The sequence below is a fragment of the Ruixingdingia sedimenti genome (genome assembly GCF_031432425.1).
Classification (GTDB): Bacteria; Pseudomonadota; Alphaproteobacteria; order Rhodobacterales; family Rhodobacteraceae; genus Ruixingdingia; species Ruixingdingia sedimenti.
Map to the genome: position 1 here is coordinate 156,028 of NZ_JAVKPH010000001.1, position 15,918 is coordinate 171,945.

Below are 15,918 nucleotides of genomic sequence, written 5' to 3' on the forward strand. Positions count from 1 at the left end.
AGGCGCCCCCTGCACTGCCCCGGGTGTCTTGCCGCCCCGCTGCCTGTCCGTGAATTCAGTTCCTCAGGATCGCATCCGCAAAACCCGCACGCCGGGCCGCGGCCAGCGCCGCGGTGGCGTCGTCCCGGCTGGCGAAGGGCCCGGCGCGGACGATCTGCACCGGCTTGCCCTTGATCGCCGCGCGCTGCACCTGCACCGGCAGGCCCATCGCCTGCAACCGGCCCGCCGCGCGGGTGGCGTTTTCCGCCACGCCGAAGCTGCCCACCTGCACGAAGGCGCCGGCGGTGACAGCCGCCTTTGCCGGTGCCGCCGGCGCGGTCTTGGTCGAGGCGGTGACGCGCGCGCGTTGTTGCGGCGCGGCCTCGGCCTGAAGGCGCTGCGGCACCTCGTCGGTCCAGATCCGGCGCATCTGCGCGTCGCCCTGCGCGGTACGGATGCCGCGATGCGGGTTCAGCCGGTCATCGGTCCATGCGGGCTTGTAGCCCTTGGGCACCGCGGCATCGGGCAGGCGCGGGTCGGATTTCGACACCCGCACGTCGCTGCCCGCAGCGGCCCGCGCCACATCGCCCGGGCGCAGGCCGGTGAAGGCGCGCCCGGTAGCGGTGCAGACCAGCACCATGCGGCCATCGGTCAGGTGGTAGTTCCGCCCATAGGGCGCATTTTCCGGGCAGCCGGCGGTGGCGCGCAGGATCGGCGTGGCCACAGGCGCCGCGGCGGGCTTCGGCGCCTGTGCCACGGTCGGGGCGGGGGCTGGTGTGGGGGCGGGCGCGGGCGTGGGGGCCACCGCCACCCGGGCCGCCGGTGCGGTAGCCGCAGGGGTCACGGGGGCCACCACCACGCGCGGCGGGGCGTATTGCGAGGCCGGGATGCTGCTGCGCGGCGCGGCGCCGGACTGGATCCGCGGCGGCTCGGTCGTGCTGGCCACGGTATCCATCGGCCTGCGCCCGCCCGCCGCCGGGGCCGGCGTGGGCGCGGGGGCCGCCGCCGTCTGGCCCAGTTCGCCCTGCGCCTGCGCCATCACCTGCCGTGTGGGCGGATAGCCGCACATCGGCTTGCGGTCGGCGCCGACCCGGCGCACCCAGGTTTCACGCCCGCCATGCCCGGCGCGCAGGAACACGCAGCCCCGGCTGTCGACATATTGCTGGCCGGCAAAACCCGCCGGCGGCAATTCCGCCGGGCCGCCCCGGCTTTGCCCGAGCGCGGGATATGCGAGGCCGGCAGCCGCGAGCACCGCGACCGTGAACACATTCCGAAGCATGACTACCCCCCAAAGGTAACGGGCGAATCATGCCGAAGGATTGTTTCCGAGTAAAGAGTCTACTGTCTTTATTTTGTGCCGAACATGCGATCACCCGCATCCCCTAGGCCAGGCACAATATATCCGTGGTCATTCAGGTGACTATCCACAGCCGCTGTGACGATCGGCACGTCGGGATGGGCCTTGTTCATCCGCTCCACCCCTTCGGGGGCCGCCAGAAGGCACAGGAAACGGATATTCTTCGCCCCGCGCGCCTTCAGCATGTCGATTGCGGCAACAGACGAATTGCCGGTGGCCAGCATCGGATCGACGACGATCACCATGCGGTCCTCCAGCTCGTCGGGCACCTTGCAGTAGTATTCGACGGGTTGCAGCGTCTCGGGGTCGCGGTAGAGCCCGATGAACCCCACCCGCGCCGCCGGGACCAGTTCCAGTATCCCGTCCAGCAGGCCGTTGCCCGCCCGCAGGATCGACACCAGCGCCAGTTTCTTGCCGTCGAGGATCGGCGCCTCCATCCCGCACAGCGGGGTTTCGATGGACACGGTGGTCATGTCCAGCTCGCGCGTGACCTCATAGGCCAGCAGCAGGCTGATTTCCCGCAGCAGCCGCCGGAACCCCGCGGTCGAGGTATCCTTCCGGCGCATGATCGTCAGCTTGTGCTGCACGAGCGGGTGGCTGACGATGGTCAGGTGGTCAAGCATGGCCGGGCTCCAGTCGTTTCAGGATGCGCGCGCGGGTTTCCCCGTCGCAGAAGGCGGCGTCAAGGGCGGTGCGGGCGATGCGGCGGAGCTGGCCGTCGTCCCAGTCGAACGCCTCGGCCAGCCGGTCGTATTCGCGCGCCATGGTGGTGTCGAAGAAGGGCGGGTCGTCGGTGGATACCGTGACGCGAACGCCGCGCCGGTCAAGCTCGTTGATCGGGTGGCGCCGCCAGCCGGGATAGAGGCCGAGCGCGATGTTCGACCCGGGGCAGCATTCCAGCACCGTGCCGCGTTCGGCCAGTTCGTCCACCAGCGCCAGATCCTCGATGGCGCGCACGCCGTGGCCGATGCGGTCCACCCTCAGGTCGCGGATCGTGTCGCGCACCGCATCGGGCCCGCGCCATTCGCCCGCATGCGCGGTCAGCCGCAACCCCGCCTCGCGCGCCATGTCGAAGGCATAGGCGTAATCCTTTGGCTGGCCGGTGTTTTCATCGCCCCCCATGCCGAACCCCACCAGCCAGTCGCCCGCCGTTTCCATCGCGCAGCGCGCCGCCTGCCGGGCGCGGTCGGGGCCGAAATGGCGGATGCAGGTGGCGATGCCGCGCAGGGTGATGCCTTGGGGGTCAAAGGGTGCGGCGGCCTCGCGGATCGCGTGCAGGTAATCCTGCCATGCGCCAAGGTCGCCGCCCCCGCAGAAATCGGGCGAGATGAAGGTTTCGCAATAGGCCACACCGCTTGCGGCGCTTTCCTCCAGCACCGCGCGGGTCAGGCGGGCATAGTCGTCGGGGGTGGTGAGGGCCGAGGTCGCGGCCTCGTAGACCTTCAGGAACTGGCGGAAACTGTCGAAGCGGTAGCGGCCCCGTTCATCGAAGATGCCGTTGATGTCGATGGATTTTTCGCGCGCGAGGCCGCGGATGAAGGCGGGCGGGGCGGCGCCTTCCAGATGCAGGTGCAGCTCGATCTTGGGCAGCATCACAGGAAACTCCGTCCCGGGCCGGGGATGAGCAGGCCAAGATGCGCCGCGACGCTCGCCCCCACATCGGCAAAGGCGCAAAGGCCGATCTCGCCGGTGCCTGTTCCGGCGCAGAGGACGGGCACCCGTTCGCGGGTATGTTCGGTGCCCTTCCATGTCGGATCGTTGCCGTGGTCGGCGGTGAAGATCGCCAGATCGCCCGGTTTCAGCCGCGCCAGCAGCACCCCCGCGCGGGCATCGAACCATTCCAGCGCCCGGGCATAGCCCGCAACGTCGCGGCGGTGGCCGTAAAGCGTATCGAACTCCACGAAGTTGGCAAAGGTCAAGGAACCGTCCTCCGCAGTCTCCCCCAGCGCCAGCAGATGTTCGAAAAGTGCGGCATCATCCGCGCCCTTCCACAGCCTGCCCACGCCCCTGCCGGAAAAGATGTCGCCGATCTTGCCCACCGCATGCACCATCCGCCCCGCGCCCGCCGCCACATCCAGCAGCGTTTCGCCCGGCACCGCCATCGCGAAATCGCGCCGGTTGGCGGTACGGCGAAACGCCCCCGGCGTGCCGGTGAAGGGCCGCGCGATCACCCGGCCCACCCGCATCGCATGCAGCCGGGGCGCGAGCGTTTCGCAAAGCGCGATCAGCCGGTCCAGCCCGAACGCCCCCTCATGCGCCGCGATCTGCACCACGCTGTCGGCAGAGGTATAGCAGATCGGCCAGCCGCTGCGCAGATGCGCCGCGCCCAGATCCTCGATGATCCGCGTGCCCGAGGCGTGGCAGTCGCCCAGGATCCCCGCCGTCCCCGCCGCCGCCGCGATCGCCGCCGACAGGCCGGGCGGAAAGGCGGGCCGGGTGTCGGGGAACAACGTCCAGTCCCAGGGCACGGGCACGCCCGCCAGTTCCCAATGGCCCGAGGGCGTGTCCTTGCCGCGCGACACCTCGGTCGCCGCCCCCCACCTGCCCTGCGGCGTGGCGCCAAGCCCCGGGGCGGCGAGGCCGGAGGCCAGCCGGATCGCCGCCCCCAACCCCAGACCATCCAGCACCGGCAGCCGCAGGGGGCCGCTGCGCCCCTCCTCCGCCCCGCCGGCGGCACAGACCTGCGCGATATGGCCGAGCGTATTGGCTCCCGCATCCCCGAAATCGGCGGCATCGGGCGCGCCGCCACAGCCCACGGAATCCATCACGATCAGAAAGGCGCGCGCCATCAACCCACCCGGTCCTGCACCAGATCGGCGGGCACCGTCCCGCCCCCGATGCGATAGGCGGCGCGCAGGGCGGCGGCGGCGGCTTCGGCATCCGCTTCGGTCGCGGCATGGACGCGGCCCAGGGGCGCATCCGCCCGCGCGCCAAGGCCCGCAAGGCCGGAAAAGCCCACGCGCGGGTCCACCCGGTCGCTTTCCCGCTGCCGCCCGCCGCCAAGCGCCACCACCGCCAGCCCCACCGCGCGGGTGTCGATGGCCGCCACATGGCCGGGGGCATCGGCGAAGACATCGCGCACCACCGGCGCTGCGGGCAGGTGATCCGCCCACCGATCCGCGAAATCCGCAGGACCCCCGAGCGCCGCGACCATCCGCCCGAACCGTTCCGCCGCCCGGCCCGAGTCCAGCGCCGCCGCCACCGCACGGCCCCCCGCCGCCGCATCCGGCGCGGCACCGCAGAGCGCCAGCACCTCGGCCCCCAGGGCCACGGTCAGGTCGCGCAGCCGCGGCGTCACCCTGCGCCCGGTCAGCGTGTCCATCGCCTCGGCCACCTCCAGCGCGTTGCCGGCGGTGCGGGCCAGAGGCTGGTCCATGTCGGTGATCAGCGCCGATGTGCGGCAGCCCGCGCCATTCGCCGTCTCCACCAGCGCGCGGGCCAGCGCCTGCGCCTGATCCGCCCCGGGCAGGAAGGCGCCCGAGCCCACCTTGACATCCAGCACCAGCGCCTGAAGCCCGGCGGCGAGCTTCTTCGACAGGATCGAGGCGGTGATCAGGTCCACACTTTCCACCGTGCCGGTCACGTCGCGGATGGCGTAAAGCCGCTTGTCGGCGGGCGCGATCCGCCCGGTGGCGCCGACGATGGCGCAGCCCACATCGCGCACGACGGCGCGCAAACGATCCTCGGCCACCTCGACGCGGTAGCCCGGGATCGCCTCCAGCTTGTCCAGCGTCCCGCCGGTATGGCCAAGCCCGCGGCCGGAGATCATCGGCACATAGACCCCGCATCCCGCCAGCGCGGGGGCCAGCAGCAGGGAAATCACATCCCCCACGCCCCCCGTCGAATGCTTGTCCACCACCGGCCCCGGCAGATCCCATGCCAGCACATCGCCGCTGTCGCGCATCGCGCGCGTCAGCGCCACGCGCCCGGCCCCGCCCAGGCCCCGCAGGCAGACCGCCATCGCAAAGGCCCCGGCCTGCGCATCGCTGACCGCACCTGTGGCCAGCCCCTGCGCGAACCATTCGATCCCGCCCGCGGGCACCGGGCGGCCATCGCGCAGCGCCGTGATCACAGCGCGCGCATCCATCAGCGGCCCCCCATATGCGCGGCCCCGAAGGCCAGCGGCAGCAGATCGCCAAGCGTGCATTCCGCCCGTGCGCCGCCGGTGGTCAGCATCACCACCCGCACCTCGGGGCCCCCGAATTCCGCCAGCTTCTGCCGGCAGCCGCCACAGGGCGGTACCGGCGCGGGGGCGTCGGCGATCACCGCGACCTCGACCAGCCGCCGTTCGCCCGCCAGCACCATGGCGGCGATCGCCCCGGCCTCGGCGCATATCCCTTCGGGATAGGCCACGTTTTCCACATTGCATCCGGCATGGACCGCGCCGGACGCCCCGCGCACCGCCGCCCCCACCCGGAACCCGGAATAGGGCGCATGGGCATTCATACGCGCCGCGGTGGCGGCTTCGATCAGGTCCATCGCATCCCCCTTGGCCGGCCCCAAATCTGCGGCGGCCCGCGTGCGGATGCAAGCCTGCCCGCGACGGCACCCGGACCGCAACTTCCGCTTGAAGCATCCCCGCGTCTGGCGATAATGCGGGTTAAAGTTAGTTTAACGTTAAACAAACCATCAGGAGACCCCGATGGAAGAGACCCGGCAGGAAAGTGCGCGTCAGGCGGCATTGGACTATCACGCCCTGCCCCGGCCCGGAAAGCTGGAAATCCGCCCGACCAAGCCGCTTGCCAACGGCCGCGACCTGTCGCGCGCCTATTCGCCCGGCGTGGCCGAAGCCTGCCTTGAAATCAAGGCCGATCCGGCCACCGCCAGCCGCTATACCGCGCGCGCCAATCTGGTCGCCGTCGTCACCAACGGCACCGCGGTGCTCGGGCTCGGCAACATCGGGCCGCTGGCGTCGAAGCCGGTGATGGAGGGCAAGGCCGTCCTGTTCAAGAAATTCGCCGATATCGACTGTTTCGACATCGAACTGAACGAACCCGACCCGGTGAAGCTGGCCGATATCGTCTGCGCGCTGGAGCCGACCTTCGGCGCGATCAACCTCGAGGACATCAAGGCCCCCGACTGTTTCATCGTCGAACGGATCTGCCGCGAGCGGATGAAGATCCCGGTCTTTCACGACGACCAGCACGGCACCGCCATCGTGGTGGGCGCGGGCGTGACCAATGCGGTGCAGGTTGCGGGCAAGCGGTTTCAGGACATCAAGGTCGTCTCCACCGGCGGCGGTGCTGCGGGGATCGCCTGTCTGGAAATGCTGGTGAAACTGGGGGTGCGGCGGGAAAACGTCTGGCTGTGCGATCTGGCCGGGCTGGTGCACGAGGGGCGCGAGGCCGAAATGACGCCGCAGAAGGCCGCCTTCGCCCAACCGGGCGGGCCGCGCGCGCTGGCCGATGTGATCGGGGGGGCGGACCTGTTCCTGGGTCTTTCGGGCCCCCGCGTGCTGACGGCCGAGATGGTGGCGCAGATGGCGCCGCGGCCGATCATCTTCGCGCTGGCCAACCCCACACCGGAAATCCTGCCCGAAGAGGCGCGGGCCACCGCCCCCGATGCGATCATCGCCACCGGCCGGTCGGATTATCCCAACCAGGTCAACAACGTATTGTGTTTCCCCTTCATCTTCCGCGGCGCGCTGGACGTGGGGGCAACGACGATCAACGACGCGATGGAACTGGCCTGCATCGAGGGGATCGCGGCGCTCGCCCGTGCCACCACCAGCGCCGAGGCCGCCGCGGCCTATCAGGGCGAACAGCTCAGCTTCGGCCCCGACTACCTGATCCCCAAGCCCTTCGACCCCCGGCTGATGGGGGTGGTGGCGTCGTCGGTCGCGCGGGCGGCGATGGAAACCGGCGTGGCCACGCGCCCCATCGCCGACCTCGACGCCTACAAGGAGGCGCTGGACGGCTCGGTCTTCCGTTCGTCCTTCCTGATGCGCCCGGTGTTCGAGGCCGCGCGATCCGCCAGCCGCCGCATCGTCTTTGCCGAAGGCGAGGACGAACGCGTCCTGCGCGCCGCCCATGCGCTGATGGAGGAAACGACCCAGGTCCCGATCCTGATCGGCCGGCCGGAGGTCGTGGCCGCGCGCTGCGAACGCGCGGGGCTGCCGATCCGGCCGGGCACGGATTTCGAGGTGGTGAACCCCGAAAGCGACCGCCGCTATCGCGACTATTGGGAAACCTATCACGGGCTGATGGAACGCCGCGGCGTGACGCCCGACATCGCCAAGGCGGTGATGCGCACCAACACCACCGCCATCGCCGCGGTCATGGTCCACCGGGGCGAGGCCGACAGCATGATCTGCGGCACCTTCGGGCAGTATCTGTGGCACCTCAACTATGTCCGGCAGGTGCTGGCGCGCGGCGGGCTGCATCCGGTGGGGGCGCTGTCGCTGGTGATCCAGACGGAAGGCGCGCTGTTCATGGCCGACACCCAGATCAACCACGAACCCACCCCCGAACAGATTGCCGAAACCGCCATCGGGGCCGCGCGGCACGCCCGCCGCTTCGGCATCGCGCCGCAGGTGGCGCTGTGTTCGCATTCGCAGTTCGGCAACCTCGACACGCCTGCCGCCCGCCGCGTCCGCGCGGCGCTGGAAATCCTCGACGCGCAGGAGCCGGGTTTCTGCTACGAGGGCGAAATGCCGGTGGACGCGGCGCTGGACCCCGAACTGCGCGCGCGCTCCTTCCCCGGGTCGCGGATGGAGGGGCCGGCGAACGTGCTGGTCTTCGCCTCGACCGACGCGGCCAGCGCGGTGCGCAACACGCTCAAGATGCGCGCGGGCGGGCTGGAGGTCGGGCCGATCCTGATGGGCATGGGCAACCGCGCCCATATCGTGACCCCCTCGATCACCGCGCGGGGGCTGCTGAACATGGCGGCGCTGGCGGGTTCGCCGGTGGCGAAATACGGCTGACCATCGCGCGGGTGTCGGGGGCGCCGCCGGGGGCCAGCCCCCGGACCCCCGGGATATTTCTGGACAGAAAGTGAGGAAGGCCGGGTGAGAGCACCACCTTGTTCACTTTCTGTCCACAAATATCCCCGCCGGAGGCTCCCGCACTCTCCACCCGGCCAACCATCTGGCACAGGGCGCACCCCCGCAGGCCGGGGTTCACCCCCGGCCCTGGGGTCCCCAGTCGCCCCGGGCGCGGATGGCGCTGGACGACAGCGCGACCAGCGGCACGTCGATCATGCACCAGGCGGGCGGGCGGGTGCGGCCCAGGCGGCGGGCGGCGGATGCGGGCAGGCGCGCGTTCTCGAACCGGGCGGCGGCGGGCGAGCGGCGGGCGGCCATGCCGCTGCCCGGCCGCGCCAGCACCCCCACGGGCACGTTCTGCATGATCCAGCGCCAGCGGTGCCAGCGGTGGAACTGCGCCAGATTGTCGGCCCCCATCAGCCAGACGAAGCGGACGCCGGGGTACATCCGCTGCAACCGCGCCAGCGTCGCCGCGGTATGGCGCGTTCCCAGGCGCGCCTCGATATCCGTGATCGTCACCCGGGGGTGATCCATGATCGCCGCGCAGGCCGCCATCCGGCGCACCAGCGGCTGCGGCCCCGCGGCCTTCAGCGGATTGCCGGGCGAGACCAGCCACCACACCCGGTCCAGCCCGAAGCGCCGCAGCGATTCCCGCGTGATATGGACATGGCCCTGATGCGGCGGGTCGAAGGATCCGCCAAGCAGCCCGACGACCATTCCCGCCCGGGCCCTGGGCAAGCCAGCGCGCACCGTTCCCTCCCTCTGCCGGAGGTTATCCGGCGCGCGCCCAGAGGTGCACGGCGCGGGGCGGCTTGTCCAGACCCCGCGCCGCCCGGCCCATGAGGTCAGCGCAGCACATGCACCCCGCATTGGGCATGCCGCACCACCCGCGCCGCGGTGGACCCCAGGAACAGATCCTGAAGCCCCGGCTTGTGCGAGGCGATGACGATGCAGTCGTGCCCGTCGCGTTCCGCGAGGTCGAGGATCGTCTGCGCCGGATGCCCCAGCACCGCCGCGACCGCGATTTCGGGCGTACCGGCGAATTCGGCGGCCAGTTCCTGCGCGATCTGCCTGCGGTTCGCCTCTTCCCGCCCCGCCTCGAGGTAGTGGGTCAGATAGGCGGGGACGGTTTCCACCACCGTCAGCACCGTGATCCTGCCCCCCGGGCCCATCAGCTTGCGGGCCACATCCAGCGACTTGTCCTTGACCGCCCCGTGATCGGGGGCAAGGGGAACCAGAATGTTCGTGTACATGGAGCCTCCTCTGTTGCGCAGTTCAACTTGGCGCTTGTGCAGTCTTGCGACATTGATCTGGATCATACACAGCTTTTGTCACCCTGCGCGGGGGCCGCATGGGCCAGAATCTCGGCCAGCAGCGCCGCGGCCTCTTCCGCCGCGGGGCCGCGGCCCATTTCGGACGCGCCCCGGCCCTGGCCCAGGGATTCGGCAAAGGCGATGCGGTTTCCCAGCCGCGCCGCGGCGACGCCCGCGGCCATTTCCGCCGCCGCGCCCGCGACCTCTGCCGCCAGCCGCGTGCCCGCCTTGGCACGGTTGAGCACGATCAGCACGCGCTTGCGTTCGCGCGCGCAAAGGTCCAGCACGCCTTCCGTCGCCCAAAGATCCACATGGCTGGTCGCCACCGGCACCAGAACCAGATCCGCCACCCGCAGCGCCGGGCGCAGATCGGCATCGGCCTTGGGCGGCGTGTCCACGATCACCACGTCGGCCTGCCGGCGCAGCTTGTCGCATTCATAGCCCACGCCCCAGGCCGAAGCGGTCGAGAAGTCCAGCCCCGGATCCTCGCCCCCGCGGTCGCGGCGGGTCATGAACCAGCGGCCCAGGCTGCCCTGCGGGTCGGTATCGAGCAGCGCCACCCGCCGCCCCGCGCGCAAGAGTTCGACGGCAAGGTTCACGGCCAGCGTGGTCTTGCCGCTGCCGCCCTTCTGCTGCGCCACCGTGATCACCAGCCCGCCCATTGCATCCCCCCGGTCCTGCCATCCTGCCGCGTTGCAGCATGACACGCCGCGGCGCGGATTGCACGCCGTCAGTTCGCCAGATGCGGCGTGGCGATCATCGCCGCATGGGTGCGGTTCTTGGCCCCCAGCTTGGCGCAGAGCGTGCGCATGTGGGTCTTGATCGTGACCTCGCTCAGATCCATCTCGCGCGCGATTTCCTTGTTGGTCTTGCCCTCGCACAGCCGGCGCAGCACGCGGCCTTCCTGCGGGGTCAGGTGGCGCAGGGGTTCGGGCAGGTCGCCCGTTTCCCCTGCCATGAACGATACCGGCAGGTAGACCCGCCCCTCGGCCACCAGCCGCAGCGCATGGACCAGCGCCCGGGCGGGCAGCGATTTCGGGATGAAGCCGCGCGCACCCCGCGCCACCGCATCGGTGACGAAGCCGCGCCGGACGCTGCCGGAAAACAGCACCACCGCGCCGCGCGGATTGGCCGCCACCGCCTGTTCGACGCTGACCAGCCCGGCCATCCCCGGCATCGCGACATCCAGCAGCACCAGATCGAACCCGCCGGCGGCCCGCATCGCCGCCAGCGCCTCGGCCAGCGATTCCGCCACCGACACGCGCGCCCCCGATTCGGCATCGAGGTAATGCGCCACGGCGTCCCGCACCAACTGGTGGTCATCCGCAATGAGAACGGTCAATCCTTGCATCGTTCCGAATCGTACCCCGACACCGCCTACGCATACTTCCGTATAATTGACTGCCGGAAGGGCGCCAGCGGGTTTGCCTTTCCCCCTTTGTGATGATCCAATACGGGTTCGGAAACAACCCATCTGCCGCACCGGCCGAGGATTTCATGATGCAGCCGGCCCCGTCCCATCCCTGCGCGCCCGGCCGCCGCCGGGTTCTGGGCCTCGGTCTGGGTCTGGCGGCGGGGCTGACGGCGGCGCCGCTGCGGGCGTTGGCCCCCGACGCAGAGAGCCCGCTTCTGACCGTATCCGGCCTGATCGGGCCCGAGGACGCCGAGGGCGTGGAGATCACCTTCGACGATGCGATGCTGGCCGCGCTGCCGCAGGTCGGCTTCACCACCGCGACGATCTGGACATCGGGCCCGCACCATTATTCGGGCCCCTCGCTTCTGTCCGTTCTGGCGCTTGCGGGCGCGCGCGGCAAGCGCGTCACCGCGGTGGCCGCCAATGCCTATCGCAGCACACTGGCCATCGACGCGCTGGAGGACACCGCCCCGATCATCACCCGGCGGATCGACGGGCAACCCTTCGGGCTGCGCGAACGCGGGCCGCTGTGGATCATGTTTCCCTTCGACGAGGCGCCGCGCTTTCGCACCGAACGGCATTTCGCCCAATGCGTCTGGCAGTTGACGGGGCTGATCGTGGGCGGGGGGTGAACGCATGAGCGGCGCCCCGCGCGGCCCCTGGCAGCGCCTGCAACGGCATTTCCGCAAGGGCGCGCCGCTGCCGCGGTTCCTGACGCTGGCCTTGCTGGTGGGGTTGCTGGCGGCCATCGCGAATCTGGTGGTGCATGCGCAGCGGCTGGCGCGCGAATTCGACGACACGACCGAGGCGCGCACCGACAACCTCACCTGGTTCGTCGCCCAGATCGAGGTCGATCTGCTGAACCTGCGGCTGGCGCTGGCCGAACTGCCCGCGGATGCCGACCCGGCCCTGCCCCTGCCCGAAGCCGCCGAAAGCCGTATCCGCCACGCCTTCGACATCCTCTACAGCCGCGCGCAGGCGATGGAGGCCGCGGGCCCGCTGTTGTCGAGCCTGCATGACCCGGCGATGCTGGCGCAGGTGGAACGCATCCAGCGCAGCACCGCACAGATGGCCGCGCGGCTCGACAGCGGGCCGCTGCGCACGGGCGCCATGGCGGGCATGGCGGCGCAGCTGGCGGCGCTCGCCCCCGATGTGCGCGGCTTTGCGGTGGCGGCGCTGGCGCAGTTGACCGAACGGTCCGCCGAACAGCGGCTTCGCCAGCGCGACGTTCTGGGGCGGTTCTCGGCGCTGTCGATCATGCTGGTGGTGCTGATGTCGGTGATCCTGTTCGTGGTCGCCGATCTTTACCGCGGCCTGCTGGAACATGCCCGGTCCACCCGGCAGATGAGTGCTACGCAGCGCAAGATGATCGAGGCGTCGCGCGATGCGGTGATCGTGACCGACCGCGACGGGCGCATCGTCGCCTTCAACACCGCGGCCGAGGCGCTTTACGGCATTTCCCGCGCCACGGCGATCGGCCAGCAGGCGCCGGCGCTGCTCAACCCCGACCCGACCGACCCGCGCGCGGTGGACACGATGATGGCGCAGTTCAGCCGCCGGGCGGCGAACAACACGCTTTCCGAACCCTTCGCCATGCAGGCGCGGCTGCACAACGGGCGGATCGCGCCGCTCGAGGTCGTGGTGATCCCCGATCTGGACAGCGAGGGGCAGCCGATCTTCATGTGCTTCGTGCGCGACATATCCGACCGGCTGGCGGTTGAAACCACGCTGCGCCGCGCCCGCGACGCCGCCGAACGCGCGGCAGAGGCGCGGGCGCGCTTTCTGACGGTGATGAGCCACGAGATGCGCACCCCCCTGCATGGCGTCATCGCGGCGATGGATCTTCTGGGCCGCGGGCGGCTGTCGCGCGATCAGCGGCGGTTCCTGTCCATCGCGCAGGACTGCGGGCAAAGCGCGCTGCAACAGGTCGACGACCTGCTGGCGCTGGCCCGGCACGAGGAAGGCGCGGAACCCGAGGTGGCCTTCGATCCCGCCGCGCTGGCCCAGACCATCGCCGATCAGGCGGCGACGCTGGCCGCGGCACAGGGCACGCGGGTGATCCTGACCGTGACCGATCCGGCGCGCGGCACGGTGTCGGGGCTGCGGCGCAGTTTCGAACGCGCGCTCGGCAATCTGGTGTCGAACGCGGTCAAGGTCACGCATGACGGCACGGTGCGCATCACGCTCGACCGGCTGCACGGCGGGGTGCCGGACGGGATCGTCACCCTGTCGGTCACGGTCGCCGACACCGGCCCCGGCATCGCGGCAGAGGACCAGACCCGCATCTTCGACGATTTCGAAACCCTGGACTGGAGCCTGACGCGCCCCTCGGGCGGCACCGGCCTGGGTCTTGGCATCGCGCGGCGGGCGGTGCGGGCGATGGGGGGCGAGATCACGCTCAACAGCGCGCCGGGGGCGGGCAGCAGCTTTCACTTCACCGCGCGGCTGGCGCGGCGCGACACCGCCGCCCCGCCCGCGCCCGAACCCCTGCCCGCCCCCGCGCCGCCGGCAGAGGACGACATCCCCTGCGCCCCCGATCCGGCAACGTTCTGCGCCGATACGCTGCGGGTGCTGCTGGTCGAGGACAACAACATCAACCGCACGCTGATGCAGGCGATGCTGCTGCGCATGGGCCATGCCGTGACGCTGGCCGAAAACGGCGCGGCGGCGCTGGATCTGGCGGCGGCGCGCTGTTTTGACGTGATCGTGACGGATGTCGGCATGCCGGTGATGGACGGCGCGGCGGCGGTGCAGGCGCTGCGGGCGGGGGGCGGCTGTTCGGCCGATACGCCGGTTCTGGGGGTGACGGCGCATGCGCTGCCGGGCGATCTGATGCGGTTCCGCGCCGCCGGGATGGACTGCGTGCTGACCAAGCCCCTGCGCCTCGACCAGCTGGCAGAGGCGCTGGCCGCCGTCACCGCGCCGCCGAACGATCCCCTGTTCGACCACGACACGCTGGAGGATTCGCGCGCGATGATGGGGGCGGCGGGCCATGCGCGTCTGGTGGCCCGGCTGGCGCAGGATCTGGCCGGCACGCTGTCCGCCCTGCCCGCCGACCCGGCCGCACGGGCCGAGGCGCTGCACCGTCTGGGGGGCGGGGCGGCGGTTCTGGGCCTGCGCCGGCTGCGCCGCGAGCTGTCAGAGGCCGAGGAGGCCGCGCGCACCGGCAAGCCCGCCGCAGAGGGGCTGGCCGCGGCGCTGGAAGGCACGATGGCGCGCAGCCGCCGGGCGCTCGGCCCCGCCGGGCAGGCGGCGCAGTCCTCAGCGCAGATGGCGCAGGAGTAGGCGGGTGGAGCCGTCCTTGGCCGCCTCGTCCGGCGTGCCCTCCGCCCCCGGTTCCAGCAGCGGCATCAGGCGCAGCGCCAGATCCTTGCCCAGTTCCACCCCCCACTGGTCGAAACTGTTGATCCCCAGCACCACCCCCTCGACGAACACCCGGTGTTCGTAAAGCGCGAGGATCTGCCCCAGCACGAAGGGCGTCAGTTGCGGATAGGCCAGCGTGACCGAGGGGCGGTTGCCCGGAAACACCCGGTGGCGCGCCTGCCGTTCCAGTTCCGTCCCCGTCAGCCCCCGCGCCGCCATCATCGCCCGCGCCTCATCAAGGCTGCGCCCGACCATCAGCGCCTCTGCCTGCGCAAGGCAGTTGGCGACCAGCAGGCGGTGGTGATGGGCCAGATCGGGTTCATGCCCGCGCGCCGCGATCAGGAATTCGCAGGGGATCACCCGCGTGCCCTGATGGATCATCTGATAGAAGGCGTGCTGGCCGTTCGTCCCCGGTTCGCCCCACACCACGGGGCCGGAATGGCGCGGCAGGTCGGCCCCGTCCATCGCCACGCGCTTGCCGTTCGATTCCATCTCCAGCTGTTGCAGATAGGCGGGCAGGCGCGCCAGCCGCTGGTCGTAGGGCAGCACCGCGCGGGTGGCATGGCCGCAGACCTGCGCATGCCACACCCCCACCAGCGCCAGCAGCACCGGCAGGTTGCGGGCCAGCGGCGCGGTGCGGAAATGGCGGTCCATGTCGGCGCCGCCGGCAAGGAACGCGCCGAACCGCGCGGGCCCGATGGCCAGCATCAGCGCCAGCCCGATCGGCCCCCAGACGGAATAGCGCCCGCCCACCCAGTCCTCGAACCCGAACACCCGTTCCGGCGCGATGCCGAAGGTGGCGGTGCGGTCGGGCGCGGTGGACACGGCCGCGAACTGCCGCCCCGGTTCGGCCACCCGCGCGGCCATCCAGCGGCGGGCGGTTTCGGCATTGGTCATCGTCTCGATGGTGGTGAAGGTCTTGGAGGCGACGATGACCAGCGTCGTTTCCGGGTCCAGCCCCTTCAGCACGTCATGAACATGCGCCCCGTCGACGTTCGAGACGAAATGACACCGCGGCCCGTCGTGGAAAGGCGCCAGCGCCTGCACCGCCATCACCGGGCCAAGATCGGACCCGCCGATGCCGATGTTCACCACATCCGTCACCGCCCCGCCCTGACAGCGGAACCGCCCCGTGCGCACGTCCTCGGCAAAGATCGACAGCCGCGCATGGGTGGCGCGCAGCGGGGCCTTCACGTCGCACCCGTCCACGACCAGCGCGCCCTCCATGTCGCGCAGCGCGGTGTGCAGGACCGCGCGGCCCTCGGTTTCGTTGATGGGCGCGCCGGCGAACATAGCCGCGCGCCGGGGTTCCACCCCGGCCGCACGGGCAAGGCCCACCAGCAGGTCCAGCGCGGTGTCGTCCAGATTGGTCTTGGAAAAATCGAACAGAAGGTCGCCGTGGCGGGCCGAAAATGCCTCTGCCCGGGTAGGGGTCTTGAACAAATCCAATATCGGCCGTTGTGCCACGGCGGCATGATGCGCGGCGAGATCCGCCCAGTAATCCATGTTG

Annotated in this window: 14 protein-coding genes; 3 read left to right on the forward strand and 11 right to left on the reverse strand. The window is 70.9% G+C overall.

What is annotated here, in order from left to right:
- Positions 1-55 precede the first annotated feature (55 nt).
- The 6 genes from RGD00_RS00820 to RGD00_RS00845 form a co-directional block, all read right to left on the reverse strand.
- Positions 56-1,258 (reverse strand): SPOR domain-containing protein, encoded by a 1,203-nt coding sequence (locus tag RGD00_RS00820; protein ID WP_310455184.1) that lies wholly within the window; start codon positions 1,256-1,258, stop codon positions 56-58.
- Between the two features lie 68 nt (positions 1,259-1,326).
- A complete protein-coding gene (gene upp / locus RGD00_RS00825) occupies positions 1,327-1,959 on the reverse strand; it encodes a uracil phosphoribosyltransferase (protein ID WP_310455186.1) in 633 nt (210 codons plus the stop codon).
- Positions 1,952-2,932 (reverse strand): adenosine deaminase, encoded by a 981-nt coding sequence (locus tag RGD00_RS00830; protein WP_310455188.1) that lies wholly within the window; start codon positions 2,930-2,932, stop codon positions 1,952-1,954. The genes upp and RGD00_RS00830 overlap by 8 nt, the downstream gene beginning before the upstream one ends.
- Entirely contained in the window at positions 2,929-4,125 is a 1,197-nt protein-coding gene (locus RGD00_RS00835; protein WP_310455190.1) for a phosphopentomutase, read from the reverse strand. The genes RGD00_RS00830 and RGD00_RS00835 overlap by 4 nt, the downstream gene beginning before the upstream one ends.
- Complete coding sequence (locus RGD00_RS00840) at positions 4,125-5,423, reverse strand: thymidine phosphorylase (RefSeq protein ID WP_310455191.1); 1,299 nt, start codon at positions 5,421-5,423, stop codon at positions 4,125-4,127. Before RGD00_RS00840 ends, RGD00_RS00835 begins: the two co-directional genes overlap by 1 nt.
- Positions 5,423-5,815, reverse strand: coding sequence for a cytidine deaminase (locus RGD00_RS00845; RefSeq protein WP_310455192.1), 393 nt, complete (start codon positions 5,813-5,815; stop codon positions 5,423-5,425). Before RGD00_RS00845 ends, RGD00_RS00840 begins: the two co-directional genes overlap by 1 nt.
- 163 nt (positions 5,816-5,978) lie before the next feature.
- Here RGD00_RS00845 and RGD00_RS00850 point away from each other — a divergent pair, with 163 nt between their 5' ends.
- Positions 5,979-8,258 (forward strand): NADP-dependent malic enzyme, encoded by a 2,280-nt coding sequence (locus RGD00_RS00850; protein ID WP_310455193.1) that lies wholly within the window; start codon positions 5,979-5,981, stop codon positions 8,256-8,258.
- 195 nt (positions 8,259-8,453) lie between these two features.
- Here the strand turns inward: RGD00_RS00850 and RGD00_RS00855 are convergent, their stop codons facing one another.
- The 4 genes from RGD00_RS00855 to RGD00_RS00870 all read right to left on the reverse strand — a co-directional run bounded on the left by RGD00_RS00855 (position 8,454) and on the right by RGD00_RS00870 (position 10,982).
- Positions 8,454-9,068, reverse strand: a complete 615-nt coding sequence (locus tag RGD00_RS00855) for a nicotinate-nucleotide adenylyltransferase (protein ID WP_310455194.1) — start codon at positions 9,066-9,068, stop codon at positions 8,454-8,456.
- A 95-nt stretch (positions 9,069-9,163) separates the two neighbouring features.
- Entirely contained in the window at positions 9,164-9,571 is a 408-nt protein-coding gene (locus RGD00_RS00860) for a universal stress protein (protein WP_310455195.1), read from the reverse strand.
- A gap of 62 nt (positions 9,572-9,633) precedes the next feature.
- Entirely contained in the window at positions 9,634-10,293 is a 660-nt protein-coding gene (parA, locus tag RGD00_RS00865; protein WP_310455196.1) for a ParA family partition ATPase, read from the reverse strand.
- 68 nt (positions 10,294-10,361) lie between these two features.
- Positions 10,362-10,982 (reverse strand): response regulator, encoded by a 621-nt coding sequence (locus RGD00_RS00870; RefSeq protein WP_425603324.1) that lies wholly within the window; start codon positions 10,980-10,982, stop codon positions 10,362-10,364.
- 146 nt (positions 10,983-11,128) lie between these two features.
- On the opposite strand from RGD00_RS00870, the gene RGD00_RS00875 reads away from it, so the two are divergent.
- Together RGD00_RS00875 and RGD00_RS00880 are read left to right on the forward strand one after the other, a co-directional pair.
- A complete protein-coding gene (locus RGD00_RS00875) occupies positions 11,129-11,677 on the forward strand; it encodes a putative pterin-binding protein (protein ID WP_310455198.1) in 549 nt (182 codons plus the stop codon).
- A gap of 4 nt (positions 11,678-11,681) precedes the next feature.
- On the forward strand, positions 11,682-14,330 hold the full coding sequence (locus RGD00_RS00880; RefSeq protein ID WP_310455200.1) for a hybrid sensor histidine kinase/response regulator: 2,649 nt from the start codon (positions 11,682-11,684) through the stop codon (positions 14,328-14,330).
- Here the strand turns inward: RGD00_RS00880 and pgi are convergent.
- The gene (gene pgi, locus RGD00_RS00885) at positions 14,307-15,914 is read right to left on the reverse strand and encodes a glucose-6-phosphate isomerase (RefSeq protein WP_310455202.1); all 1,608 of its coding nucleotides are present in this window, start codon (positions 15,912-15,914) and stop codon (positions 14,307-14,309) included. The two genes, RGD00_RS00880 and pgi, sit on opposite strands and share 24 nt — an antisense overlap.
- Positions 15,915-15,918: the final 4 nt, after the last annotated feature.